This is a genomic window from Flavobacterium tistrianum (assembly GCF_003254545.1).
In the GTDB taxonomy this organism is placed as follows: Bacteria; Bacteroidota; Bacteroidia; order Flavobacteriales; family Flavobacteriaceae; genus Flavobacterium; species Flavobacterium tistrianum.
The window spans coordinates 291,879-315,983 of sequence record NZ_QJRH01000072.1; the positions used below are offsets into that span (position 1 = coordinate 291,879).

A 24,105-nucleotide genomic window follows, 5' to 3' on the forward strand; every position below is an offset into this window, starting at 1 on the left:
TCATCCGAGTTTTCGCGCAAGCGAATCTGTTTTATCCGCGTTCAATTTTGATAAGCTTTTAGATTCAAAAGTTCTTCGATCGAAACGACTTGATAATTATTTTGCTGTAAAAATTGCAAAAACTGTTCCAGTACCAAAACTGAATGCTCGCCCGTATCATGCAAAAGTACAATTCCGCCGGGAGAAATATGCTTAATTAACCGATTGAAAATTAATTCCTGATTTTGAGTTCCTCCATCAAGAGAACGAATATTCCAGCCAATTGTTTTATGTCCAGTTACTTTTAAAGCTCTTCTTATCGAAGGAGTTGTAACTCCATAAGGCGGACGAAAAAAGTTGATTTTCTTGGAAGTGAATTTTTCTAGAAGCGCATCTGTTTTCTGAAGTTCTTCCATTATTGTTGAAGCATTATAAAAATCAAAAAACTTAGAATGTGAATAAGAATGATTTCCAACTAAATGACCTTCGTCAATCACTTTTTGGAGAATTTCAGGATGCGTTTCGATATTTTTTCCAATACAGAAAAAAGTCGCTTTGGCATTGTATTTTTTCAGAAGTTCTAAAACCTCCAAAGTATAAATGCTTGGACCGTCATCAAAAGTCAACGCAATTTTTTTTTCTTTTTCTAACGGATTACTGCAAAATGCTTTTACATGATAATTGGAAGAAATTCTAGAAGAACCAAAAGCATTTATTCCAATCCAAAGTAGAATTATAACAGCAAACCATAGAAAATGGATTGCGATATACAGATTCAGAAGAAACAATAAAAGCAATAAAAAGATAAAAAACAGCGATATGTTTTTATGCGTTATCATTTTGACAGTAGCGTAAAACTATGGTTTTTCCCGTTTAATTGATTGTATAATAAAATCGTTTTATAGTTCGGTTTTTCAACAGCATTTACTTTTACGATTTCTGGAATTTCCTGCGTTTTTAAAATTTTAGACGCCATCCAAAAAGCAAAAGCCGAAGCCGTATCATATTCGCCGCTCAAATGTTTGTAATATAAAACAGGAGTTTGAGCGAATGTATTTTCAGCAAGATTTTTATAATAATTTTCAAAATTGGCATTTCCGTCAAAACCTAGAACTAAAGCATCAACATCTGAAATTTCTAAGTTATTTGATTTTAAGAACGATATAATTGCTGCTTCAACTTCATTTTCTTCCAAAGTATTTACAATAAAAACATCCAGAAGTTCTGCATAAGTGTTTTCTTTTCTTTCGCTTTCTAAAACAAAAAAACTAGCGCCTTCACCATAAACGGCACCGCTCGTTGTAGAATTTAAAACATCATACGGAGCAGTATTATCGGCTTTAATACGGCCATTTAATTTAAAAAGGGAAGTAGTATAATCTCCATTTTCATCAACGCCACCCACTAAAATTGAATTGGCTTCGTCTTCTTCAATCTGCATTTTAGCATCAATCAAAGCCGATTCAAAAGAAACCGCACCATTTACATACGTAAAATTATAACCTTTGCATTGCTGTAAAAGTGCAATTTGCGCTCCAACGGTATTGTGTGTAGATTGAATAAAAGAAGTCGGAGTCAAAAATTCTTCGTTATTATCTAAAATGCTTTTTAGGAATTTTTCAGAATCTTCGATACAGCCTAAACCAGTTCCTGTAATAATTGCATCGACACTTTCAACATTGGCATCTTTCATAGCCAAAGCCGAAGCTACGATTCCGTTTTTTACGCCTTTTGCCATGCGTCGGCTGGCAGCAGGAGAAATATATTCTTTGTATACTGGTGGAACAATTGCCAGTACATTTTCGTCATGATTTACAATAGCTTCTTCCAAAAAAACAGTATCAAATGTTTTTTGAGTCGAAATACAGCCTACTCCATTTATATAGGTTCTTTTTGTCATTAGCTTTTTGAAAATATAAGGGTTGAACAATTTCCTCCAAATCCGAAAGAGTTGGATAAAACGTGTTCGATAGTTTTATTTTTTAAAGTTGTCTGCGGTTTCAAATCAAATTCTTCCATCGGAACTTCAAAATTCAAATTTGGATAAACCACATTATTCTGAATAGCCAAAACGCTATAAACAGCTTCAATTGCAGCTGCAGCCGCTAATGTATGTCCTGTAAAAGGTTTTGTAGAACTGAAATCTGGAACTTTTTCATCTTTGTAAATTCTCAGTAAAGCCCTTCCCTCAGACAAATCGTTGTTCGGAGTTGCAGTTCCGTGAACGTTGATGTAATCAATTTCAGAAGGTTTTAAACCCGAAACATCAAATGCTTTTTTCATAGCCAAATAAGCGCCGTCTCCATTTTCTGAAGAAGCAGTTTGGTGAAAAGCGTCGTTGGCATTTCCGTAACCCGAAACTCTTGCCAATACTTTTTTGTTTTGTCTTTCTACAATTTCATCCGATTCTAAAACCAAAAAAGCAGCAGCTTCTCCAAGATTTAATCCTTTTCTAGTATTATCAAAAGGTTTGTTGTAATCGTCAGATAAAATCATCAGAGTTTTGAATCCGTTGATGGTGAACTTTGCCAAAGCATCGGCTCCGCCCACGATTACACGATCTAATTTCCCCGTTTTGATTAATCTTGCACCCAACATAATCGAATTGGCTGCAGATGAACAAGCCGTACTGATGGTTGTTACCATTCCTTTTAAACCTAATTCTTCAGCAATTTTTTCGGCAACATCACCGCCATCGTGGCAAGTAATGTACTTGGTTAATTCTGGTTTTTCGAAATAATCGTAATAATGTCTTTCCGTCATGTCCATTCCGCCCACGCTTGTAGCCGAAATAAGTCCCGTTCTAAATTCATTTATATTGGTAATGCCAGCATTTTCAACAGCTTGTTTTGCTGCCAAAGTGCCAATCATAGCGGTTCTGGAGAAATTGTTATCCTCATTTAATTTGAGTTCATCGATAAGATCTTCGTTAGTTTTTTTGATTTCACCAACTTTGATAACATCTGCGTGAACAGTCGAAATATTTTGAATACGAGAAATGCCGATTTTGTTTTCGGTTAGCGAAATATAATTTTCCTCAACCGAATTACCAATCGCAGAGATAATTCCCATTCCCGTTATTGCAACACCTTTCATTTTTAGACTTCTTAGATTGTTAGAATTTTAGACTTCTTAGATTTTTTTAGACTGGCTTAGAATTTTAGATATTAGACTTCTTAGATTTTTGGAAAACATTGTCTAAGAAGTCTAAAAATCTAAGTGAGTCTAAGAAGTCTTACTTCGTTCTGTTAGCGCTAATGTACGCTGCCATAGTTTCGATTGATTGGAAAATCGCCTTTCCTTCTTTTGGGTCAACCAATTTAATTCCGTAATCTTTATCTAAAATCACGATCAATTCAAGTGCATCAATCGAGTCTAAACCTAAACCATCTCCAAACAAAGGATCGTTATCAGCAATATCTTCTACTGCGATATCTTCAAGGTTTAAAGTTGTTATGATTTTATTTTTTAATTCTTCTTTTAATGCTTCCATGATTATTTATTGTATAATGTATTGATAGTTTCGTTTGTATATTTCTCGTTTTCTTTTTTACTGATGATGCAAAGAAACGCTTTATAATTGTCATTGTAAAATTCTACCCAACCGCAAAGAACCGAATCTGCTTTATTTGTGTTTAACAAAATTCTAGAATAGTTCAACAAAAATTCAGAATTGAAAGCATCAAATATAAAAAAAGAATTTTCACTTTTCAGCTGATGGCGTATACTTATTTCGCCCAAACAAATATTTGGCAGCGTATAAACAAAGACCGCCGGACTTGGGAAATAGTTTTCTTTGTCTGAAATGGATTCCTGGTATTTTACATCAGTATCTAGACTCGAAGATTTATTAGCCAAAATCAAAGCGATATTATTTTCCTGTTCCGTTGAGGTAATCGGACTCAAAAGCAGTTCTGAACCTAAAAAAGCCAGTTTGCTTAAAGCATCCATTTTGAAAAACTTTGGATACTGCATTTCAAAATTGCGATACGCTTGTTTGGCAAAATCTGCAAAATCTGTTGGTTCAATTTTGAATACAGAAGTTCCGTTCAAAACAATTTCGTTGTTTTCGATTTTGATGTAGGATTGTATGTAGGTTTTGTTTGAAATCATTTTCAGATATGGATTTAATTTTTCCAATCAAGATTATTTGTGGTTTGTTATTTCTCCAGATGTGTATTCAAATATTTTTCTGTATCCAAGTTCTTCCACTAATTTATTTGAATATATATTTTCTACATCTGTCATTAGCCAGCATTTTTGGTTTTTTTGTAAAATTTCAGATGTCATCTTACTCAATAAAAATTTCCCAGCTTTTTGATTTCTAAATGGCGTATCAATATAAACAGTTCCAATCATTTCATTTTTGAAGCTTGTGTCCATTCTTGAACAAAAACCAATAATCCTCCCATCTTTTTCTCCAACAATAAATTTTTTGCTCGCAATTAAAAACTGCATTTGAAATTTCATTTCATTAAAATCTTGATTGTTATCTCCTTTATATTCTTCTTCAAAAAAATTACAATTAAATTCCGTAAGTATTTCCAAATCCTTATTTTCTGCATACCGAATTAAAATATTTTCAAGTTCAAAAGGTTTGAAATTTTTTAAATCAGTTTCATAAAAGTATCGGTCTTTGTAAACCGTATATTGAACATTAGGATTAGCATTAAAAATTGAAGTAATAATTTCCTTGTTTCCAGAAAAACATAATTTATTAGGCAGCAATTTAAAATCTAAATCTTTTATTGCTTCGTCTAATATTTCTTGACTATAATTCAGTCCATAAATATTGTAATTGTTATTACTGCAAAAACCAATAATCCATGAATGTTCATTTCCTTTTATCCATTTTGCATTAATTTCAAAATTTTCTGAATAAGTTCTTAATACATTTTCAAAAAGGTAAAAATGTTCAAATTTATTGTTCTTTATAAGATCTTTTATTTGATCAATCAGTACATTCATTTTAGAAATTATTAAATTATAACTATCTCACTTTCTCAAAAACCACAGCTGTATTACAACCACCAAAGCCAGAAGCTGTTTTCAAGAAATAATCAATCTTCTTTTCTCCATTTTTCTCAATCACATTGATAGCTTCACTAACCCCAATTTCATCAAAACCTTTCGATTCAAAAAGTTTATTTTGATTGGCAGATTCTATCGCTATAACCGTTTCCAATAATCCCGAAGCGCCAAGTGTATGACCGTAAAAACCTTTTAAACTATTTACAGGAACGTTTTGTAAACCTAAACGATTTAGAGCAATCGCTTCCATTTCGTCATTATAAGGAGTTGCAGTTCCGTGGGCTGAAATATAATCTAAATTTTTGGCTTCAATTTGAGCTTCTTTCAAAGCATTCTGAATACTTCTGAACAAACCTTCTCCCGTTCTTGACGGACCAGAAATATGATTGGCATCGTTTATCGAACTGTCGCCAATTACTTTTATTTTAGCATTTTTGGCTTCTGCCGAAACTAGAACAGCTGCAGTCGCTTCACCCAAACTTACTCCGGTTCTGTTTTTAGAATATGGTTTGCAAGGTTGTTCGCTCATTGCTTGGAAAGCATTAAAACCAGACAAAACAAATTCTGAAACTTCGTCGCCCGCCACAACAAAGACATTATCGTAAAGTTCAGATTGGATCATTCTTTTGGCAACGGAAACGGCTAAAATTCCAGAAACGCAGGCATTTGAAACTACAATTGGCTGAGTTTGAAATCCGAAGAAATCGGCAACGTTTTTAGCCAAAACATCTAAATGCGCGTTGTTGAAACTTTCCTCAGAATCATTTGCTAAAGCCGTCACATTTCCTTTTGTAGTAGAAAGTATAAAAGCAGTTTTTGAATTTAACGCTACTCCAGAATTTTTGATGACTGGCTCTAAAGCCAAAATCATCATTTTCTCTAAACGCGAATATTTGGTTTCAGTGCTGATTTTTGCAAAAGCACTGTTTATTTTTTCATCGCTGATAATAGATGCATAAAACGGATTTGGCATCAAAGAAACGTCATTATGAAGCTGAATGCCAGAATCGCCACGAAGAATCGCTTCAATGTTCGATTGAACATCAAAACCTAAAGGCGTGATACAATTCGTTTCGGTTATGTATATTTCTCTTAACATTTTATGATTCTCAGTTTCTCCTGCAAGGTTTTCAAAACCTTGTAGGTTTAATTTTGTAAGCTTTAATATTTATACCTACAAGGTTTTGAAAACCTTGCAGGAAAACGAAAATTAATTCGTGCTAATTCGTGAAATTCGTGTTCTATAATAACAATCCAACTTTCTTTTTCCATTCGTCATAAAAAGGAGGATTGGTCAGCATTAAATTTCCTGCTGCATCTAAAAAAACCTGAGTTGTTTCACCTGTGCAAGCCACTTCTCCTTTATCGTCAATAATTTTAAAACGGTAAATCATTTTGGCAGCTGGCGTATCAACAACCGTTGTTTCAATTGTTACAACGTCTCCGTAACGCAAAGACAATTTATGTTCGCAAGTCGATTTTACAATTGGCGTGGTATAACCTGTTTTGGCAATGTCCAGATACGTAAGTCCATGCTGACGCCCAAACGCTTCACGTCCATCTTCGAAATACGTTATATAATTGCCGTGCCAAACAATTCCAAGCGGATCTGTTTCGTTAAAACGAATCCTAATTTCATGTGTAACAGTTAGATCTGTAGCTTCTTTAAACTGCTCTTTTCTTTTTATCATAAAATAATGCGATGGAAGTGGTAATAATGAAAAATAAAAATAATAAACTTATTCTTGGTATGATTTCGACGAAAGAAACGTTTCTAAGCAATACATCGTAAAAAGCCTCTAATCCCCAGTTCATTGGAGATGATTTTGCGATATATTGCATGATTTTCGGCATAGCAAAAACAGGAACCCAAACACCGCCAATTGCGGCTAAAATAATCACACTTGTCGCGCCAAATGGAGCAGACTGTTCTTGAGTGCTGGCTATAGTTCCTAATAAAATTCCGAACCCGATTGCTGCAGATCCTGAAAATAATGCCACAACACTTGTCAATACAAAATGACCTTCAATATTTAAAGAAGGCAATCCAATGGACGGGAATAAGAATACCGCAACGGCAACCATCATATAAAACTGAATCATGCAAATGATCGAGTAGGTGATGGTTTTTCCAATAATCACCACTAAATTAGAAACAGGATTGGTTCTTAATCGAACAAAAGTTCCTTGTGATTTTTCTTTTACAATATTGATAGATAACGGAATGACAATAAAAAAGATCGCAAAAAGTGTCCAAGCGGGAACATTATGCTGAACCGAATTTGGACGAACTTCTTTGTTGTTGATTCTCGGAATTATTTCTTTGAACGTAATAAAGTTCTTTTGTTCAAAATCGATTGTTTCTTCTCCTAACTGTTTTTGAAAAGTGCTGTAAATCGATTTGGTTTCAATCTGCGAAATCATTTTATCAATCGAACTCATAACGGCATTTTTGAAACTCATCTGAACGGCTGGATCAAAATATAGTTTTACTTCTTTTTCTTTAATAACTCGCTGAGGTTCGGCAGCCGTTGTACTATCAGTCAAACCTAAATTGCTCACGATTTTCTCTACATTCTGATTTACTTTTTCCTGCAAATCAGAACTTAGATTTTCTGGAATTACAATTGCCAATTGAAATTTTCCTTTGTACACATTTTCTTTGGCAATTTCTTCGGTAATCGGTTTATTATCAATTTGTGTTACAACGGTAAAATATTTGCTTTTTTCTAGATTTTCAAAAACCGTTTTAGAAACAGATCCGTGGTCTTTATCGACCAAAAGAATCTGAAGTTTAGAATCGGTTACGGCTTTAAAAGTGCTGTCTTGAATTAGGGTTACGGCAATGACCAAAACCAAAGGCATGACAAATAAAATAATCAGTCCGCCTAAATCTCTTTTTAGCAAAAGGAATTCTTTTACTACCGACATCCAAATTTTATATATCATCTCTCAACGCTTTACCGGTTAATGAAATAAAAACATCTTCGAGATTTCGAGCATCTTTTGTAGATTCAATTAATGCCGACGGAGTTGCTTGTGCGTAAATCTGTCCTTGGTCTAAAATCGCAATTTGAGAACAGAAATCTTCGGCTTCAGCCAAATGATGTGAGGTATAAATAATAGTCGTTCCGTTTTGGTTTAAAACTTTCAAATAATCGATAATGGCAGTTTTAGAATGCACGTCGACACCAACTGTTGGTTCATCCAAAAACAAAACTTTCGGATTATGAAGAATCCCTGCGATCAGATTGACACGACGTTTCATTCCGCCTGAGAAAGTCTGAACTTGTTTATCGGCAAATTTCAGTAAACCTAAAAGATCCAAAGTTTCGATTACTTTATCTTTTAAACCAGAACCTTTTAAGCCGTACATGCTTCCAAAATAAAGCAGATTTTCTCTGGCTGTCAAAGTCGGGTACAAAGCATATTCTTGAGGAACAACGCCTATGATTTTTTTAATTTTTGAAGCATGATGCTGATAATCTAAACCATCAATGGTAAAATGCCCAGAAGTTGGTTTCACCAATCCGCAAAGCATGGAAATTAAAGTAGTTTTTCCAGCGCCGTTTGGACCGAGCAAGCCAAAAATCTGACCTTCGTTTATATTTAGCGAAACGTTGTTCAAAGAATACATTTCTGCATTTTTGTACTTTTTCGAAAGGGATTCTATTTGAATGATAGACTGCAAAATAGTATTTTTAGCTGATCGCTTTTTTTAATTTTTTGAAAAAGACTTCTTCTCTATTGGCAATTTCCAAAAGTTCATCGGCAATAGTGTTGTAGGCATCTTCTTTGGCACTTCTGTTTTTGTAAATACGTGAAGCTTCAACAGCAAAATCACGCCATGAATCTCCAATTTGAGTCATTTCTTTAGAAAGTTCTTTCAGTTCTTCGTTAGCTAAAATAACTGAAGCTTCTTGTAAAAATGCCGCATAAATAAAACGGAAACCACCGCCTCCAGTTCCAATTTCTTCCTGCATACGAACCATTTGCGCCAAGTAGTGATTGGCTTTTCTGACTCCGTGTTTCTTAGGCCATTTACGAATCTGGCGAGAAACCATTTTGATGCCGCGAACTCCAACAATTGGCATTGGCGCTAGCATATCTCTACACGTATTTTTGATTCCTTTAATGATGGCACTTTTTAAATCGACATCTTTTGGAATCTGAATTGGATAGTACATTTGTCCGCGAGGCGCAAAAGCTCCTTTGGCAAAACGTACTTTATTCATGTCTTCGTAAGTTAAAGTCGTAACGGTTTCCATAACAGGATCGCTCACTAAATACTCGGTTTCGGTTTTTCCGTAAACGACTAAATTGTGTGCATTGAAATGAAAACGATATTCGTCAGGAAAATAACTTAAATTGTAAACGCCAACCTGTAATCCGGTTGGGATATTATTTTTTAAATTTTCGTCTAATGCTTTATTGGCATTTGAAACAGAAGAAAATTTTTGTCTTTTTATTTTTAAATTTAATCGATTAGCTACTTTATTGAAAATCTGTCCAGGCAAAGTTCTGTAACTGATTGCCGGTGCATGATTCACTTTTATAAAAGGCAGATATACAAAAAACAATCCAGAGCCAATACCAAAAACCATCGGTTCGCTAATGTTTAGTCCGCTGTTTTTTAGCAGATTTGACGCTACTCCATTCTCGCAATGAGCAGACTGATGATGTGTGAAAGTTAATTCCATTTATTTGGTAATGCTGTTTTTTAATTCTTCGATTGATACTCCAAAAGTATCTGCATATTTTTTCAGGATTTTATCGTTTAGTTTGGCAAAAACACTAGGTTTAAAATGTCTTTTTACGCGCCATTTCCAAAATCCCACGTAACTGGATAATATGTTAAGATCCATTTTATTGGCTTCCATAAAATACACAATCGGACTTACTTCGCCGTTTAAAACCTGTTGTTTCGCATCGGCAATTCGTTCGTTTATTTCATCAATAGAATTTGAAAGTGCTATTGTTTTAGGTTCCCAGCCTGTACTTAAAGTTGTGGTATAATTACCGTTTTCATCTGTTGCGTACAAAAGTTCTTTAACGTTGTTTTTCGTTAAGTTGCTTTGATCCTGAGGTACTTTATCTTTTTCCATATTGTTTTTTAATTTGTTAGCAGTATTCCAGCTAACACAACACATAAACTAACCACTAAAAATCCAAGATTTGCAAAAGCTAGGGTCTTTTTTTTCTTTACAAATAAATAAATCATTTCTATAAGTAATCCGAAATAAAACGCTTGGGTAATTAAAAATCCAATGATGAATAATCCTAATCCTCCATCAACATGTCTATGTTCATTTCCCTCACAATATTTATGTGGATCAAAAGTCAAAGACCAAAATAAGAAAACCACAGCAAGTAAAAGAACCAAAATCCCAATGCGTATAGCAAAATGTAAAATGATTTTTTTTAAATCCATTATGCCGAAACCGTCTTTTGAATAAACAAGTTAATTTCGCATTCTAAGAGTATCTGGTCTTCGACTGCACTTTTACAGCTCATTGTACATAAAGTATAATCATCGCCAGTAAATTTCGAAACTAAATTGGCTTTGGTTATAATTGTTTCGCCGACTTTTGGCAGTGCATGAATTTTTACATTTTTTAAAGCACTGATAAATCCGATTACGTTTACGTTTTCATTTTCTAGTCCGTTATCGTCAAAAAAGTATTTTTTTCCAACAATTGCAGAACAAGTTTGTGCTGTATTTTCGATCAAACCCGCTTCAATAAAAGTATCGTTTTGAACAAAAATATTGTTTGCTTCAACAAGAAAAACAGTTTCTACTGAACTTGAATCGATATTCAAAATCAAATCCACCATAAGCATCGGTGCTCGGTGCGGTAAATAATTTTGTATGTCAACAGCAGTAGCTTTCATTATTGTTTTATTTTGCCAAAACAGTTTTCATTTGTCCTCTGGCAATTTCTTCATTATTCAAAGTCGTCACAATATCCACCAAAGTAATTCCTGCAAATTCCTGCAGAATCGTTACTTGAGACTGAATATTGTCGCTTAGTTTTGGAAGTTTTTTAATCTCAATTTCTTTAATAGATCCGATATAACCCGTTGGAGCAATTTCGTTTCTTAAAAAATATTGATATCCTGTATGCAATGCCACAGATTGTGCCATGTGTTCGATTAATCCAGCTTCAAGAAAAATATCATTTGAAACAAAAATATTATCACGCTGAATTTGTAAACCAGCAACCAAAGAAGTTTCAGAATAAGAATGCATAGCATCTACCATCACAAAAGGGAACTTTTGTGGCAGTAAATTTTCTACCATTTCTTTTTCTAAAAGTGCCATTGTTTCCATTAGCAAACCGTTAAATATGCATACGCGAAAGAGAATCTTCCGCTTTCTGGAACAGATAATAAAATTTTATCTCCTTTTTTCAAATTTCCTGAATTCAATAATTCTTCAAGAGCTAGGTAAATAGAAGCAGAGCCAACATTTCCAACTCGAGAAAGATTCATGAACCATTTGTCATCGCTCATTCCGATACCTTTTTCGTTTAATCCTTTTTTCAATCCTTCCACAAAAAAGTTAGAAGAAACGTGAGGAATAAAGTAATTGATATCTTCCGATTTAATATTGTTTTTATCCATTGCCTCTTTCATGCTTTCTGCACCTTTTGACAGGATAAATTCATCTAATAATTTAACGTCTTGTTTTATAGAAAAAACAGATTCGTTTAGCCATTGTTCTGGAGAATAATCGCTCCAGCCTTTAATTTCTCCATTTTCCAATTTATCACCTCCAGCGTACATGCAAGTTTCCAATTCGTACGCATACGAAAAAGCTTCCATCCATTCGATTTTTAGCGAAATAGGTCCTCTTGGTTTATTTTCTAATAAAAAAGCTCCAGCACCGTCAGATAACATCCAACGAAGGAAATCTTTTTTGAAAGCAATAATTGGCTGTTCTTCAAGGCTTTTTAAATTGTCGGCCTCGTGATTGTATTTTTGAGCATTCAGCCAAGTCGAAACTTTTTCAGAACCTGTGCAGATTGCATTTTTTGAATTTCCAGATTTTATAGAAAGAAAACCAAATTTAAGAGAGTTCATTCCGGCACAGCAAACTCCTGTTGAAGAGTTTAATTCTACCGATTTGTTTTTTAGAAGACCGTGAACCATCGCAGCATGCGAAGGCAGAAATATGTCAGGAGTTGAGGTCCCGCATGAAAGTACTTCTACATCTTGAGGCGTAAAATTTTCGTCGAATAATGGTAAAATGGCATTTCTTGTTAATTCGGCATTGCTGTGTGTGCTTTTTCCGTCTTTGTCAACAGCGTAATATCGGCTTGTAATTTTATTGTTGCGCAAAATAATACGTCTTGCTTTAGAAGCAGTATCATTGATAAGGCCCAAGTAGGCTTCCATTTCGTCATTTGAAACGGCTTCGTTTGGCAAATATTTTGCAGCTTTTGTAATATATACTTCAAACATAATCTAAATTTCGTCTTCTAAACTCCCTGATAATATTGAGTTTCCTTTTTTATAGTTTTTAACTTAAGCGGATAGGTAATAAGGTGCAATATATACACTATTGGTGAAATTAACCATATCGCAAGGAATAAATAAACATTAAATACTTTAAGCAGCTGTTTTCGTTTTTTTTGATTTTTATAAATGATGTTTGACCATTTATTAAAAATTTTATTGGCCGTTTTGTCAACAGTAACTAAATAGGAACTTATTTTTACAGCGCCTGCCTCGACCAATTTTGGCTGTAATTGCGTTAAATTGTCTTTTTGTAAAGAATCAAGCATGATTTCTCCAAACTGACTCGATTCTTGTATGTCTTTTTCTGAAACTCCCGGAAGCGGAAAAATACCTAAATATTTTTTCTTAACTCCAGAAAACATCCATTCTACAATTGTAATCACGCTGATTAAATTTCCAACGCGGTCTACCAAAGCTACATTTCCAACCAAATTGGCATTGGCTTTTCTCAGTAAAACTTTGATTTTTTCCTGAGCCATAATCCACATATTTCTTGAACCGCTGATAGTAATAACAGGCGTATTGTTCAAAATTTTCTTGGCATCGTTACTTTTCAAAAAGGAATTGATCGGAATTGAAGGCGATAAATACCAAACCTGATAATGAAATAAAACTAGATCAAACTTTGTATTTAGGATTTCTTCTGGAACAGGTTTTAATGCTGTTGGAATCTGTAAAAATGATTCTGGAAATGCATCAAAAAATGATTCTTTGTTCCAAGGAAATGGGAACGGTTTTTCTAATTGTATTTCGTGAAATGTGAGATTTATTTCGTCTGAATTTAGAAATGGTTTTGCAATATTTCTTGCAATAGATTCCAATTGTCCAGATTGTGTATAATAAATTACGAGAACATTTTTCATTTAGGTCTTTTGGCTTTGGTGGTTCGCAAAAGTAAGTAAATTTATTTAAACGAATTTTCTTATTTCAACCAATGACATAGAATTCCCAATTTTTTGATTTATTGAAAAAAACTAAACTGAAAAGTGTTTGTTTGATGCTATTTTGACAATGAATTTTTGTTTGCTAACTGGTTCCAAAAATCAAAATAATTGAACCATTGTAATGGATAACGGGTCAAGATGCTTTCTACGCTTTTTAAATATTCCTTCAAAAGCGCTTTTTCGTCGCGGTGTTTTACTTCGGCTTCTCTTGCGTACAAATGATAATGAAGATTTGGTTCTTTCATTACGTAAACAAAAACTACTGGAACTTTTAATCGCGAAGCAATTAAAAATGGCCCTGCAGGAAAATTGGCTTCTTTGCCAAGCAAGTTTTCAGAAAGAGATTTAGTTCCTTCAAAATAACGATCGCCTGTAAAGCAGATTAATTCGTTTTTGGCCAAAGCGGCATTGATCTCAAAAATATGAGAGAGATCTTCTTTGATGATAATAAATTTTACGGTTGGTTTTTGAGAAACGCTTTCCAGATAATTTTTAATGGCAGAATGCTCTAAATCTGTTGTAACAAGATTGATTTGGAAATTAAGGTCAATGTCTCCCAGAAAATGTTCTGCAATTTCAAAATTACCAACATGAGCGCTAATTAACACGCCACCTTTTTTCTCAGCGAGTAATTTTTTTAGTATTTCTATTCCGTCAAATTCATAGGTGAATTTATTTCGCATTCCTGCCGAAATGGAAACTTTGTCAATAATGGTCTGTCCAAAAGTATAATAGCTTTTGAAAACCATTTTTTTGGATTTGAAATAGGAGTATTGAAGTCTTTCTTTAAAATAATAGAAAATGGCTCTGTTGCTTTTTCTTAGAAATAAAAAATAATAAGAAGCAACAAAATAAAGTAAGACATAAGCAGCTTTCACACCCGCTTTTTGAATTAAAAAAACGAATATTTTATAACCTAATACAGTTCCTTTGGATTTACCATCCCATTGACTCATTTAAGCTGATTTGGCTTTGATTTTAGTTTCGATTAAGTCATAAAAACTTTGAAAATCAGAAATTCCAACAAAATCTGCTTCAACTAGTTTTACACCAAAGTTTGCCTCTATTGAAACGACTAAGTCAACATAATCCAGACTGTCTAACCCAAGTGTATCTTTTAAATTAGCATTTGGTTCAATGTCGTCATTATCAACTTCAAATTCATCAACTAAAAAACCATTAATTTTTGCTATAATCTCTTCTTTATTCATTGTTCAATTTAAACTTTTTAACCACCAACGCAGAGTTGGTTCCTCCGAAACCGAAAGAATTGGACAAAAATATGTCAAATTTTTTGTTTAACGTAGTTTTAACTAAATTTAATTTTGACGCATCTTCATCTGGGTTTTCCAAATTGATGTTTGGCGCGATAAAATCGTGCTGCATCATTAGGATAGAATAAATGATTTCGCTAGCTCCTGCCATCCAGCATTCGTGGCCTGTCATAGATTTTGTAGAACTCACTGGAGGATTTTTTTCTCCAAAAACCTCAAAAATAGCTTTTGCTTCGTTTGCGTCTCCAACAGGAGTAGAGGTTGCATGAGCATTTATATATTCAATATCTGAAGCTTCTAATTTTGCATCATCAAGCGCACGTTTCATTGCTGTGGCTGGTCCTTCAACGTTTGGAGTTGAGATATGTCCGCCGTTTGAAGAAAATCCGTAACCGCCAATTTCTGCAATAATATTGGCTCCACGTGCAATGGCAGATTCGTAACTTTCTAGAATTAAAGTTGCTCCCCCGCCACTCGGAATTAATCCGTCGCGACCTGTATCGAAAGGTCTTGAAGCTTTTGTCGGATCGCCTTCTCTGTTAGAAAAAACGCCTAATCCGTCAAAACTGCTCATGGCATATTTATTAATTTCTTGTGCTCCGCCAGTAATTACAATGTCTTGAAAACCGCTTTTAATTAAAAAATAAGCCAAACCAATTGAGTGAGAACCGCTGGCACATGCTGCACTAACGGTAAGATTGATTCCACGAAGTTTAAAAATCGTAGAAAGATTCATCGTAACCGTAGAGTTCATCGATTTGAAAATAGCGCCAGAACCAATAAGAGCAGTGTCTTTTTTCTCGCGTACAATATCTGTTGCGTCAATGATTGCTTTAGAAACACTATCGTTTCCGTACATGATACCTACTTCATGATCATCAAAAAATGCATCATCAATGTTAGCATTTTTTAAAGCTTCTATAGTGGCCATATAAGCATATTCGGTTTCTTCACCTATGCTCATACGTTGTCTTCTAGTCAATAAGTTTTTAAGATCGGCTTTCGGAACCATTCCCGTCAAGGCTGATTGAAAACCAAATTCTTTTCTTTCAGAATCAAACTGAATACCAGATTTTCCTTCGTATAACGAATCTTTTACTTCGTCCAAAGAAGTTCCGATACAAGAATAAATTCCCATTCCAGTAATTACAACTCGTCTATTCATCGTCTTTCAAAAGTAATTTTTTATCCTTAAAGTGTAATTTTTAAAACAAAGGCACAAAGTTTTTATTTTTTAATCTCGCAAAGTCGCAGAGTCGCAAAGTTTTATTTAAAAAGGACTTTAAAAAAGAACCTTTGCGACTCTGCGACTTTGCGAGCATTTTTTTTGTTAAGTAAAAAACTTAAAAATAAACTTCGCAAACATAGTATTCTTTAAGAATATATTCCGCCATTTATGTTGATAATTTCTCCTGTAATATAGCTTGCTTTTTTAGAAATCAAAAAGCTTACCAAATCTGCCACTTCTTCTGCTTCGCCAAAACGGTTAACAGGAATTAATTTTAATAATTCTTTTTCGTCCAGTTGGCTCGTCATATCGGTTCTAATGAAACCTGGAGCGACAGCATTTACAGTAATATTTCGTTTTGCAACTTCTTGAGCCAAAGCTTTTGTAGCCGCAACAATGGCACCTTTTGCAGCCGAATAATTGGCTTGTCCTGCAGTTCCTTTTACTCCAGAAACCGAAACCATATTTACGATTCTGCCGTATTTGTTGCGTAACATTTTTTGAATAAAAAACTGTGTAACATTAAAGAAACCGTTTACACTTGTATTCATAACACCATTCCAGTCTTCTGGAGTCATCCACATAAAAAGACCATCTTTTGTGATTCCGGCATTGTTTACAATTGCTTCAACTAATTTTTCAGGATTAGCTTCCTGCCAAGCAGTTAGAACATTTTGTACGTTTTCAAAATTAGAAACATCAAATCCTAAGATTTCGCCTGTTGCGCCTAATTTTTGTACTTCTTGTAATGTTTCTTCGGCAGCTGTTTTATTCGAATGATAATTAATCAGAATATGATAATCGGATTCTACGGCAAGTTTTTTACAAATCGCACTTCCAATTCCTCTCGAACCGCCTGTTACTAATACACATTTCATTTAATGTAGGTTTTGTTTTTTATTCATAATAAATGAAACCGCCTTATAAAAACGCGATTTCATTTATGCAAAGTTCTAATTTATTTGGAGATAAATACTATTTCTTTTTTTTCGTTGCTGGTTTTGCAGTTGGTTTTGTCGCTGTCTTAGTTTCTTGTTTTGGTTTTTCAGCAGAAACAGGAGCTGCAGCTGGCTGAGGTTTTTCTGCACTTTTAGAAAACAGTTCGGCATTTTCAAACCACTGATTGGCTAAAACTGTACCGTCAGGTTTAAGAAATCCCCATTTTCCTTCGTTTTTTACTCTGGCAACACCACCAATAAATCCTTTATCTTGTTGTGTAAACATTGCAATAATAGCATTTGTTGTGATACCATATTGAGTTGGGATTACCAATTTTCCAGATTCGTTGATAAATCCCCAATTGCTTTCTTTTACTGGAGCCAGACCGTTTGCACTGAAAACTTCTGCATCATTGTAAGTAGGCTCAATTACAAATTTTCCTTCTGGATTGATGAATCCCCATTTTTTTCCAACCAAAACTGGAGCTAGGTTTTTTGAGAATGCTTTTCCTTTATCATAAATAGGAAGAATAATCCAATTTCCTTTTAAATCGATGTAACCGATTTTTCCATTCTTTTTAGCATAAGTCAAATCTTGAGTTTCAAAATCCCAGATTTTTTCAGCTCCATCAACTGGAATAAATTTTCCGCCACTTACCAATCCGAAAGTTTTGTCTTTTCTTGCCCAAGTTGTACCTTTAAAATAATTTCCAACTTCGGCATAAATAGGTTCAACCAATTCTTTTCCGTTAGTATCAATAATTCCCCAGTTTTTGTTTAGTTCCACTCTGGCATAACCATTTTCAAAAGGTTTGATCTGATCGTATTTTGGTTCTAAAACAACCGCCATTTTGTTATTGATCAGACCCACTTTATTGTTTTGTCTGATAAAAGCAACGCCATCATTAAAATCAAATAATTTTTCGGAAGCTGGTGCTTTTTGAATTTCTCCTTTAGTATTAATGTAAACCCAATCTTTGTCTTTTTGTACAACTGCAATTCCGCTGTTAAAATCTTTAGCATCTTTAAAATCTGCTGGAATTACCCAAGCTCCTTTTGCATCGATAAATCCCCATTTTCCGCCATTTTCTACAGCGGCTAAACCTTCAGAAAAACTTCTGGCAGATTTATATTGAGGTTCAATTTTAAAAGATCCATCTTTAGACAGATATCCAATTTTGGAATTTTTCTTAACTAATGCTAATTCTTGACTATTAACAAATTGAATGCAACTTAGCAATAAAAAAACAAGTGACTTTTTCATGATTTTAAGATTCAATATTAATACTGTGAAATAAAGATTTTTAACTGTTGATCAAATAATCTTTTACTTTTTGAACAAAAGGATACATTACTTGATCTTCCTTAAATTCTGGAATTATATTTCTGATATCGTCATACCATTTTTTAGTTGTAGATGAAATTTGATCTTTCTGTCCTAAATAATCAATTGCCTGAACAATTGTAATTAATTCTATAGCTAAAACTTCGAATGAGTTTTCGATAACTTTTGATGTAATAACCGCAGCATTGGTTCCCATACTTACAATGTCTTGATTGTCATTGTTGTTTGGAATACTATGCACATACATTGGGTTTGATAACATTTGGTTTTCGGCAGTTGTTGAAGTTGCGACGAACTGAACGCCCTGCATTCCGAAATTAAAACCTAAAGTTCCTAGGTTTACGAATGGAGGAAGAATTTCGTTGATTTTAGAGTTCAATAAATAATTCAATTGACGTTCTGCCAACATTGTTAATTTCGTAATAACGATTTTCAGTTTATCCATTTCTAGCGAAATATAATCTCCGTGGAAATTTCCGCCGTGGTAAACGTGTTTGTTTTTTACGTCTATAATTGGGTTGTCGTTTGCCGAGTTAAATTCGTCTTCTAGAATAGAAGAAACATTATTAATAGTTTCTAAAACTGGCCCAAGAATTTGAGGAACACAACGTAATGAATAATATTCCTGAACTTTTTCTTTGAAGATTTCTTCGGTATTTTCACCAGAATATAAATGGTCTTCTCTTTTACGGATCAAAGTACTGTCAGAAAGATTTTGTCTCATTCTTTCAGCAACTTCCTGCTGTCCTTTATGACGTTTTGTTTGGTTTAATTCTTCTGAGAAATGATCATCATAAGCTTGAACCAATTCGTTAATTGCACAAGAAGCTTTTAATGACCAGTCTAATAATTTTTTTGCATAATGAACATTTACCACTCCAATTCCTGTCATTACAGAAGTTCCGTTGATTAACGCTAGACCTTCTCTAATTTCTACTTGAATTGGTTTTAACCCTTCGATTTCGAAAACCTCTGCAGTTGCGCGTCTTTCACCTTTATAAAATACTTCGCCTTCGCCAATTAAAACCAAAGCTAAATGTGATAGCTGTACCAAGTCTCCGCTGGCACCAACACCACCGTGTTCAAAAATTAAAGGCGTAATATCTCTATTGATTAATTCTGCCATTAAATGAACAACAGAAGAATGAACTCCTGAATTTCCTAAAGAAAGTGTATTTAATCGAGCTAAAATTGCTGCCTTTGCGCACTCAGCGTTTAAAGGTTTTCCAGTTCCAGAAGAGTGGCTTCTGATTAAATTGTATTGCAATTGAATTTGATCTGACTCCTTAATTCTATATTGAGCCATTGGACCAAATCCTGTATTTACTCCGTAGATTACTTTGTTTCCTGAGAATTCTTTTAAGAAATTAAAACTTTCGTTTACTCGATTTAAGACCACATCGCTTATGGCAACTTTGTTTTTTCCAAAGATTATGGCTTCAAATTCTGCTAAACTTAGATATTCATTTATTGTATTCATCAAATCGATTTTGGTTGTGCTAATTTAATTTTATTTATCAAAATAAATGTAGTTATTTTGATGATGGCAAATGTAGGTTAATTAATGATAATAATTCTAATATGACAAAGGAGTTTGTTGATGTTTTAGTGATTGGTGCAGGACCGTCTGGATGTGTTTCGGCATCGTATCTTTTTAAGAACAACGTAAAGGTTAAAGTTGTAGAAAAAACGAAGTTTCCGAGACTTGTTGTTGGCGAAAGCCTTATTCCGCGCGTGATGGACCATTTTGCTGAGGCAGAATTGTTTGACGCCCTTGACGCGATGAACTTTGAAAAAAAATTAGGCGCTCGTTTTATTAGAGGCGAAGAAATCTGCAATTTTGATTTCAGTGTAAAATTTGGAGAAGGCTGGGACTGGACTTGGCAGGTTCCAAGAGCTGATTTTGACAATACAATGGCTCAAGAAGTGATAAGAAAAGGTATCGACCTAGAATTTGAAACAGAAGTTCTGGAAGTTTCTTTTGAAGGGAAAAATTCAAAAACTATTGTAAAAGATAAAGATGGAAATTTAAAAGAAATCCACGCTAAATTTATCATCGACTCGAGCGGATACGGACGAGTATTGCCAAGACTTTTAGATTTGGATACGCCTTCAAAATTAGATCCGCATTCTTCTATTTTTACGCATGTTAAAGATATTAATAGAGAAGAAGGAGTAGAGGGAACCCAAATTTCGTTTGATATTCTAGAAACCGAAGTTTGGCTTTGGGTAATTCCGTTCTCTAACGGAAACACAAGTTTGGGTGTTGTCGGGCCAACAGATTTTATCAATTCACTTTCTGAAAATAAAGATAATGCTGAGGCGTTGCGAAATGCCATTCAGAAATCAGATTATTATATTAAAAGATTTGCTGGAACAGAATTTTTATTTGAACCAGTTAAATTAGAAAACTACTCAAGAGCTGTAAAAAGAATGTATGGCGATGGTTTTGCCTTAACAGGAAACAGTTCTGAATTCTTAGATCCAGTTTTCTCTTCGGGTGTAGCTTTTGCAACCGAATCTGGAATGTTGGCAGCAAAATTATATTTGAAAGAATCACAAGGAATTCCTGTTGATTGGGAAGTTGAATTTACACAATACATGAAACGCGGAATTGCTGTTTTCACCACTTACGTGCAAGAATGGTATACAGGAAATCTGCAGACATTATTCTTCCATCAGCCAGAAAATCCAGAAGTAAAAGAAAAAATATGTGCAGTTTTAGCAGGTTATGTTTGGAACGAAGAAAATTCGTTTGTCAAAAAACATGATCACGTAATAGCTAATATGGCCTATTTATTAAATATGCAAAAAGAACAAAGCCCTGAATAATCAGGGCTTTTTTTTATTTATATGCTTTTTTCGCTATAAGCTTAGACATTGTTTTTGCTGTTTTTGCAAATCCTTCGCCAATTCGGGTTTCATTGTTAAAATTGCTTCCCCATTGGTCTCCTGGAGCCTCTTCACTGTTAATTTCTAATAAGACGTTTGATTTGTTAGCTGTTTCAACAAATTTTAAATTGGTTGTTACTTTTGCTGGCTGTTTCATAATTCCAGCATCCCAGCCCGGATAAATCCAAACTGCCTGTACAATTAAAGTATAAGGTGAATTTATTCCTTCTTGAAAATTTAAGTCTTTCTTTTCTTTAGTCAAAACAATATTTGCAATTTCCAAAAATTTTGGAGTCCATATTTGGTCTTTTGCCACAATCCATCTTTTTTCCCAAAGATTTCCATTTCCTTTTGCCTTTTCATCTAAATCTGCTTTGTGCTCTTTTACGTATTGTGCTTCAGACTTTTTCTCCTTCATCATAGTAAAATTACTATAATCAAATACGGTATTGATTTCTTTTTGATCTTTTAAAAAGTCAAAATTTCCTTGAACAATATTAATGTCCTGAGCAAACATTGCTCCTGAAATAAAGAAGCACGCGATAATTAGTTTTTTCATTTTTTTTGGTTAATTAGGTTTGATTTTTATGCGACTAAAATAATCAAAAGGATGAATATATAATTTATTTTACATTAAAGTTTTAATTTCATTTTGCTTCAAAACAAAAAAGGATTCCAAAGTTGAAATCCTTTTTTTATCCTTTGAGAAAGTTAGAAGTTATAATCCAAAAATCTTATCCATTACAATCCATTTTTGCCCTAGTTTTGCCCAAGGTAAAGCTTGTTGGAATTTCCACATTAAGGTTTCCCACTCCTTAACTTTCTCGTTTGAAGCGTCGGCTTGGTCTTTCTTTTCAAAAGTAAAATCGGCATCTGCTTCGATGATCATGAATAATCGGTTTCCAGTGCAATAAATATCCAGAACTTCAATTCCAGAATCTTGAATGCTTTTTTTAATTTCTGGCCAGACGTTTTCATGCAGTTTTTTATATTCTGCAATTAAGTCTGCATCATCTTTTAAGTCTAAGGCCAAACAGAATTTTTGCGCTGCCATAATCTAAAATTTATCCTTGGTAAGCTACAGCAGTTTGTTTGCTTGTGCCTAAACCTTCAATTCCTAATTCGATTACATCACCAGCTTTAATGTAAATTGGATCTGGTTTAATTCCTAATCCAACTCCCGGAGGAGTTCCTGTACTAATTACATCGCCAGGAAGCAATGTCATAAACTGGCTTAAATAATGTACTAAAAATGGAATTTTAAAAATCAAGTTTGAAGTATTACTGTTTTGGAACGTTTTTCCGTTTACAGTAAGCCACATTTTTAGATTATTAACATCACCAACTTCTTCTGGAGTTGCCATAATTGGCCCAAGCGGAGCAAAAGTGTCGTTTCCTTTTCCTTTAGCCCATTGTCCGCCACGCTCCAATTGGAAAGCTCTTTCGCTATAATCATTCAAAAGGCAATATCCAGCGATGTAGTTTGGTGCATCTTCTTCAGAAACATAACTTGCTTTTTTACCTACAACAAATGCCAATTCTACTTCCCAGTCTGTTTTTTCGCTGTTTTTTGGAATGATCAAATTGTCATTTGGTCCACATAAAGAAGTAGTAGACTTAAAGAAAATAATGGGTTCTGTCGGAATAGCAGCACCAGTTTCTTCACAGTGATCTACATAATTTAATCCTATGCAGATAATTTTTGACGGACGCGCAACTGGCGAACCTAAACGAACTGAATCGCTTACTTCTGGAAGAGAGGGATTGCTTTTTAAAGCTTCTTCTAATTTTGCTAAACCGTCATTTTCAAAAAAAGCTTCGTTGTAATCTGTTACAATAGACGAAACATCGTATCTTTTTTCATTTAGTAAAACTCCTGGTTTTTCCTTTCCTTCTTCTCCGAATCTAATAAGTTTCATATTTTAATTTTTTTAGTAATGTGTATTGTTTTTTTTATCACTCCCGATAGTTATCGGGATAAAAGATTAAAAGGATTTTTTAAAACTGTGTTTAATTTTTTTTTGCCACGAATTGCACTAATTTTCTCGAATTGGAATTTGTGTAAATTGGTGAAATTTGTGGCTTAATTTTTTTTGCACGCAGATTTTGCAGATCGAGCAGTTTTTTTTAAATCCTTTTAATCCTTTAAATCTGTGGCAAAATAAAATTTAGTTATTTAATTTAATGAATCCACCATCAATTGGGTAATCTGAACCTGTGATGAAAGACGATTCGTCACTACATAAGAATAACGCTAAAGTTGCGATTTCTTCCGGTTTTCCCATACGACCGATTGGCTGTGATTGTGATAGTTTTTCAAAGATTTCCACTTCTTTTCCAGGATAATTTTTAGCAATAAATCCATCTACGAAAGGCGTGTGAACTCTTGCAGGAGAAATAGAATTACATCTGATTTTATCATTCAAATAATCTTTTGCGACCGATAAAGTCATGGCCATAACCGCTCCTTTTGCAGTAGAATAAGCAAAACGATCAGGAATTCCGACCCAGCAAGCAATTGATGCCAAGTTCAAAATGACGCCTCCGCCAGAGTTTCTTAAAGCAGGAATCGAAGCATGAAGACAGTTGTAAACTCCCTTTACGTTTACATTCATGATTTTATCAAAATCAGATTCAGAAGTAGTGTCTACTTTTCCAACGTGAGCAATTCCCGCATTGTTTACCAATATATTGATATTTCCGATTTTCTCGAAAGCTGATTTTACCTGTTCGTGGTTTGAAACGTCGCATGCATGAGCAAAAACAGTTCCTCCATTTGATTTAATTTCTTCAACAGTTTCTTTTGCGCTTTCTTCCGTCAATTCTAAAATGTGAACTTCAGCTCCTTGCTTAGCAAATAAAACAGAAATCGCTCTCCCAATTCCGCTTCCGCCTCCTGTGATAATTGCTTTTTTATTTTGTAATGAAAACATATTATATGTGTTTAATGATT

Annotated in this window: 28 protein-coding genes; 1 reads left to right on the forward strand and 27 read right to left on the reverse strand. The window is 34.1% G+C overall.

The window, feature by feature from the left end; translation table 11 throughout:
- Nucleotides 1-41: 41 nt before the first annotated feature.
- The 23 genes from DMB71_RS18070 to DMB71_RS18180 all read right to left on the reverse strand — a co-directional run bounded on the left by DMB71_RS18070 (nt 42) and on the right by DMB71_RS18180 (nt 19,740).
- The gene (locus tag DMB71_RS18070; protein ID WP_111368430.1) at nt 42-818 is read right to left on the reverse strand and encodes a polysaccharide deacetylase family protein; all 777 of its coding nucleotides are present in this window, start codon (nt 816-818) and stop codon (nt 42-44) included.
- Nucleotides 815-1,879: a beta-ketoacyl synthase N-terminal-like domain-containing protein gene (locus DMB71_RS18075; protein WP_111368432.1), complete on the reverse strand. Its 1,065-nt coding sequence runs from the start codon at nt 1,877-1,879 to the stop codon at nt 815-817. Before DMB71_RS18075 ends, DMB71_RS18070 begins: the two co-directional genes overlap by 4 nt.
- A complete protein-coding gene (locus tag DMB71_RS18080) occupies nt 1,879-3,075 on the reverse strand; it encodes a beta-ketoacyl-[acyl-carrier-protein] synthase family protein (protein WP_111368434.1) in 1,197 nt (398 codons plus the stop codon). Before DMB71_RS18080 ends, DMB71_RS18075 begins: the two co-directional genes overlap by 1 nt.
- 139 nt (nt 3,076-3,214) lie before the next feature.
- Entirely contained in the window at nt 3,215-3,472 is a 258-nt protein-coding gene (locus DMB71_RS18085; RefSeq protein WP_008465883.1) for a phosphopantetheine-binding protein, read from the reverse strand.
- A 2-nt stretch (nt 3,473-3,474) separates the two neighbouring features.
- Complete coding sequence (locus DMB71_RS18090) at nt 3,475-4,092, reverse strand: 3-oxoacyl-ACP synthase (protein WP_111368435.1); 618 nt, start codon at nt 4,090-4,092, stop codon at nt 3,475-3,477.
- Nucleotides 4,093-4,125: 33 nt separating this feature from the next.
- Nucleotides 4,126-4,947, reverse strand: a complete 822-nt coding sequence (locus DMB71_RS18095) for a GNAT family N-acetyltransferase (RefSeq protein ID WP_111368437.1) — start codon at nt 4,945-4,947, stop codon at nt 4,126-4,128.
- A gap of 22 nt (nt 4,948-4,969) precedes the next feature.
- The gene (locus tag DMB71_RS18100; protein WP_111368438.1) at nt 4,970-6,109 is read right to left on the reverse strand and encodes a beta-ketoacyl synthase N-terminal-like domain-containing protein; all 1,140 of its coding nucleotides are present in this window, start codon (nt 6,107-6,109) and stop codon (nt 4,970-4,972) included.
- Between the two features lie 142 nt (nt 6,110-6,251).
- Entirely contained in the window at nt 6,252-6,701 is a 450-nt protein-coding gene (locus DMB71_RS18105; RefSeq protein ID WP_111368440.1) for an acyl-CoA thioesterase, read from the reverse strand.
- A complete protein-coding gene (locus DMB71_RS18110) occupies nt 6,676-7,959 on the reverse strand; it encodes an ABC transporter permease (protein ID WP_162614847.1) in 1,284 nt (427 codons plus the stop codon). Before DMB71_RS18110 ends, DMB71_RS18105 begins: the two co-directional genes overlap by 26 nt.
- Nucleotides 7,949-8,647 (reverse strand): ABC transporter ATP-binding protein, encoded by a 699-nt coding sequence (locus tag DMB71_RS18115; protein WP_162614849.1) that lies wholly within the window; start codon nt 8,645-8,647, stop codon nt 7,949-7,951. Before DMB71_RS18115 ends, DMB71_RS18110 begins: the two co-directional genes overlap by 11 nt.
- Before the next feature lie 64 nt (nt 8,648-8,711).
- Nucleotides 8,712-9,710, reverse strand: a complete 999-nt coding sequence (locus tag DMB71_RS18120) for a BtrH N-terminal domain-containing protein (RefSeq protein WP_111368443.1) — start codon at nt 9,708-9,710, stop codon at nt 8,712-8,714.
- A complete protein-coding gene (locus DMB71_RS18125) occupies nt 9,711-10,115 on the reverse strand; it encodes a hypothetical protein (protein WP_111368937.1) in 405 nt (134 codons plus the stop codon).
- An 8-nt stretch (nt 10,116-10,123) separates the two neighbouring features.
- A complete protein-coding gene (locus DMB71_RS18130; protein WP_111368445.1) occupies nt 10,124-10,441 on the reverse strand; it encodes a hypothetical protein in 318 nt (105 codons plus the stop codon).
- Complete coding sequence (locus tag DMB71_RS18135; RefSeq protein ID WP_111368446.1) at nt 10,441-10,902, reverse strand: ABC transporter permease; 462 nt, start codon at nt 10,900-10,902, stop codon at nt 10,441-10,443. Before DMB71_RS18135 ends, DMB71_RS18130 begins: the two co-directional genes overlap by 1 nt.
- A gap of 7 nt (nt 10,903-10,909) precedes the next feature.
- Complete coding sequence (locus DMB71_RS18140) at nt 10,910-11,341, reverse strand: hypothetical protein (protein WP_111368448.1); 432 nt, start codon at nt 11,339-11,341, stop codon at nt 10,910-10,912.
- The gene (locus DMB71_RS18145) at nt 11,341-12,474 is read right to left on the reverse strand and encodes a beta-ketoacyl-ACP synthase III (RefSeq protein WP_111368449.1); all 1,134 of its coding nucleotides are present in this window, start codon (nt 12,472-12,474) and stop codon (nt 11,341-11,343) included. Before DMB71_RS18145 ends, DMB71_RS18140 begins: the two co-directional genes overlap by 1 nt.
- A 17-nt stretch (nt 12,475-12,491) precedes the next feature.
- Nucleotides 12,492-13,394: an NADPH-dependent FMN reductase family protein gene (locus tag DMB71_RS18150; protein ID WP_111368451.1), complete on the reverse strand. Its 903-nt coding sequence runs from the start codon at nt 13,392-13,394 to the stop codon at nt 12,492-12,494.
- Nucleotides 13,395-13,531: 137 nt separating this feature from the next.
- A complete protein-coding gene (locus DMB71_RS18155) occupies nt 13,532-14,431 on the reverse strand; it encodes an LpxL/LpxP family acyltransferase (RefSeq protein WP_111368453.1) in 900 nt (299 codons plus the stop codon).
- Nucleotides 14,432-14,686 (reverse strand): acyl carrier protein, encoded by a 255-nt coding sequence (locus DMB71_RS18160; protein WP_008465907.1) that lies wholly within the window; start codon nt 14,684-14,686, stop codon nt 14,432-14,434.
- Nucleotides 14,679-15,914: a beta-ketoacyl-[acyl-carrier-protein] synthase family protein gene (locus DMB71_RS18165; protein WP_111368454.1), complete on the reverse strand. Its 1,236-nt coding sequence runs from the start codon at nt 15,912-15,914 to the stop codon at nt 14,679-14,681. Before DMB71_RS18165 ends, DMB71_RS18160 begins: the two co-directional genes overlap by 8 nt.
- 209 nt (nt 15,915-16,123) lie before the next feature.
- On the reverse strand, nt 16,124-16,855 hold the full coding sequence (fabG, locus tag DMB71_RS18170) for a 3-oxoacyl-ACP reductase FabG (protein ID WP_111368456.1): 732 nt from the start codon (nt 16,853-16,855) through the stop codon (nt 16,124-16,126).
- Nucleotides 16,856-16,952: 97 nt separating this feature from the next.
- Nucleotides 16,953-18,179 (reverse strand): WG repeat-containing protein, encoded by a 1,227-nt coding sequence (locus DMB71_RS18175; protein ID WP_111368457.1) that lies wholly within the window; start codon nt 18,177-18,179, stop codon nt 16,953-16,955.
- A 40-nt stretch (nt 18,180-18,219) separates the two neighbouring features.
- A complete protein-coding gene (locus DMB71_RS18180) occupies nt 18,220-19,740 on the reverse strand; it encodes an HAL/PAL/TAL family ammonia-lyase (protein WP_111368459.1) in 1,521 nt (506 codons plus the stop codon).
- Between the two features lie 101 nt (nt 19,741-19,841).
- Between DMB71_RS18180 and DMB71_RS18185 the strand changes: the two genes are divergently transcribed.
- Complete coding sequence (locus tag DMB71_RS18185) at nt 19,842-21,092, forward strand: NAD(P)/FAD-dependent oxidoreductase (RefSeq protein WP_111368461.1); 1,251 nt, start codon at nt 19,842-19,844, stop codon at nt 21,090-21,092.
- 13 nt (nt 21,093-21,105) lie between these two features.
- Here DMB71_RS18185 and DMB71_RS18190 read toward each other — a convergent pair whose 3' ends face one another.
- From DMB71_RS18190 to DMB71_RS18205, 4 genes are all read right to left on the reverse strand, one after another.
- Nucleotides 21,106-21,711 (reverse strand): hypothetical protein, encoded by a 606-nt coding sequence (locus DMB71_RS18190; protein WP_111368463.1) that lies wholly within the window; start codon nt 21,709-21,711, stop codon nt 21,106-21,108.
- A 159-nt stretch (nt 21,712-21,870) separates the two neighbouring features.
- Complete coding sequence (locus tag DMB71_RS18195; RefSeq protein ID WP_111368464.1) at nt 21,871-22,206, reverse strand: L-rhamnose mutarotase; 336 nt, start codon at nt 22,204-22,206, stop codon at nt 21,871-21,873.
- A 10-nt stretch (nt 22,207-22,216) separates the two neighbouring features.
- Nucleotides 22,217-23,071 carry a fumarylacetoacetate hydrolase family protein gene (locus tag DMB71_RS18200; protein ID WP_111368466.1) on the reverse strand — a complete coding sequence of 285 codons (855 nt, stop codon included), beginning with the start codon at nt 23,069-23,071 and terminating at the stop codon, nt 22,217-22,219.
- A 249-nt stretch (nt 23,072-23,320) separates the two neighbouring features.
- Nucleotides 23,321-24,085, reverse strand: coding sequence for an SDR family NAD(P)-dependent oxidoreductase (locus DMB71_RS18205; RefSeq protein WP_111368467.1), 765 nt, complete (start codon nt 24,083-24,085; stop codon nt 23,321-23,323).
- Nucleotides 24,086-24,105 lie beyond the last annotated feature (20 nt).

What these genes read in the sequence shown, in the direction of transcription:
- DMB71_RS18070 (WP_111368430.1), bottom strand. Translation starts at nt 818, where the DNA reads ATGATAACGCATAAAAACATATCGCTGTTTTTTATCTTTTTATTGCTT.
- DMB71_RS18075 (WP_111368432.1), bottom strand. Translation starts at nt 1,879, where the DNA reads ATGACAAAAAGAACCTATATAAATGGAGTAGGCTGTATTTCGACTCAA.
- DMB71_RS18080 (WP_111368434.1), bottom strand. Translation starts at nt 3,075, where the DNA reads ATGAAAGGTGTTGCAATAACGGGAATGGGAATTATCTCTGCGATTGGT.
- DMB71_RS18085 (WP_008465883.1), bottom strand. Translation starts at nt 3,472, where the DNA reads ATGGAAGCATTAAAAGAAGAATTAAAAAATAAAATCATAACAACTTTA.
- DMB71_RS18090 (WP_111368435.1), bottom strand. Translation starts at nt 4,092, where the DNA reads ATGATTTCAAACAAAACCTACATACAATCCTACATCAAAATCGAAAAC.
- DMB71_RS18095 (WP_111368437.1), bottom strand. Translation starts at nt 4,947, where the DNA reads ATGAATGTACTGATTGATCAAATAAAAGATCTTATAAAGAACAATAAA.
- DMB71_RS18100 (WP_111368438.1), bottom strand. Translation starts at nt 6,109, where the DNA reads ATGTTAAGAGAAATATACATAACCGAAACGAATTGTATCACGCCTTTA.
- DMB71_RS18105 (WP_111368440.1), bottom strand. Translation starts at nt 6,701, where the DNA reads ATGATAAAAAGAAAAGAGCAGTTTAAAGAAGCTACAGATCTAACTGTT.
- DMB71_RS18110 (WP_162614847.1), bottom strand. Translation starts at nt 7,959, where the DNA reads ATGATATATAAAATTTGGATGTCGGTAGTAAAAGAATTCCTTTTGCTA.
- DMB71_RS18115 (WP_162614849.1), bottom strand. Translation starts at nt 8,647, where the DNA reads ATGTATTCTTTGAACAACGTTTCGCTAAATATAAACGAAGGTCAGATT.
- DMB71_RS18120 (WP_111368443.1), bottom strand. Translation starts at nt 9,710, where the DNA reads ATGGAATTAACTTTCACACATCATCAGTCTGCTCATTGCGAGAATGGA.
- DMB71_RS18125 (WP_111368937.1), bottom strand. Translation starts at nt 10,115, where the DNA reads ATGGAAAAAGATAAAGTACCTCAGGATCAAAGCAACTTAACGAAAAAC.
- DMB71_RS18130 (WP_111368445.1), bottom strand. Translation starts at nt 10,441, where the DNA reads ATGGATTTAAAAAAAATCATTTTACATTTTGCTATACGCATTGGGATT.
- DMB71_RS18135 (WP_111368446.1), bottom strand. Translation starts at nt 10,902, where the DNA reads ATGAAAGCTACTGCTGTTGACATACAAAATTATTTACCGCACCGAGCA.
- DMB71_RS18140 (WP_111368448.1), bottom strand. Translation starts at nt 11,341, where the DNA reads ATGGAAACAATGGCACTTTTAGAAAAAGAAATGGTAGAAAATTTACTG.
- DMB71_RS18145 (WP_111368449.1), bottom strand. Translation starts at nt 12,474, where the DNA reads ATGTTTGAAGTATATATTACAAAAGCTGCAAAATATTTGCCAAACGAA.
- DMB71_RS18150 (WP_111368451.1), bottom strand. Translation starts at nt 13,394, where the DNA reads ATGAAAAATGTTCTCGTAATTTATTATACACAATCTGGACAATTGGAA.
- DMB71_RS18155 (WP_111368453.1), bottom strand. Translation starts at nt 14,431, where the DNA reads ATGAGTCAATGGGATGGTAAATCCAAAGGAACTGTATTAGGTTATAAA.
- DMB71_RS18160 (WP_008465907.1), bottom strand. Translation starts at nt 14,686, where the DNA reads ATGAATAAAGAAGAGATTATAGCAAAAATTAATGGTTTTTTAGTTGAT.
- DMB71_RS18165 (WP_111368454.1), bottom strand. Translation starts at nt 15,914, where the DNA reads ATGAATAGACGAGTTGTAATTACTGGAATGGGAATTTATTCTTGTATC.
- fabG (WP_111368456.1), bottom strand. Translation starts at nt 16,855, where the DNA reads ATGAAATGTGTATTAGTAACAGGCGGTTCGAGAGGAATTGGAAGTGCG.
- DMB71_RS18175 (WP_111368457.1), bottom strand. Translation starts at nt 18,179, where the DNA reads ATGAAAAAGTCACTTGTTTTTTTATTGCTAAGTTGCATTCAATTTGTT.
- DMB71_RS18180 (WP_111368459.1), bottom strand. Translation starts at nt 19,740, where the DNA reads ATGAATACAATAAATGAATATCTAAGTTTAGCAGAATTTGAAGCCATA.
- DMB71_RS18185 (WP_111368461.1), top strand. Translation starts at nt 19,842, where the DNA reads ATGACAAAGGAGTTTGTTGATGTTTTAGTGATTGGTGCAGGACCGTCT.
- DMB71_RS18190 (WP_111368463.1), bottom strand. Translation starts at nt 21,711, where the DNA reads ATGAAAAAACTAATTATCGCGTGCTTCTTTATTTCAGGAGCAATGTTT.
- DMB71_RS18195 (WP_111368464.1), bottom strand. Translation starts at nt 22,206, where the DNA reads ATGGCAGCGCAAAAATTCTGTTTGGCCTTAGACTTAAAAGATGATGCA.
- DMB71_RS18200 (WP_111368466.1), bottom strand. Translation starts at nt 23,071, where the DNA reads ATGAAACTTATTAGATTCGGAGAAGAAGGAAAGGAAAAACCAGGAGTT.
- DMB71_RS18205 (WP_111368467.1), bottom strand. Translation starts at nt 24,085, where the DNA reads ATGTTTTCATTACAAAATAAAAAAGCAATTATCACAGGAGGCGGAAGC.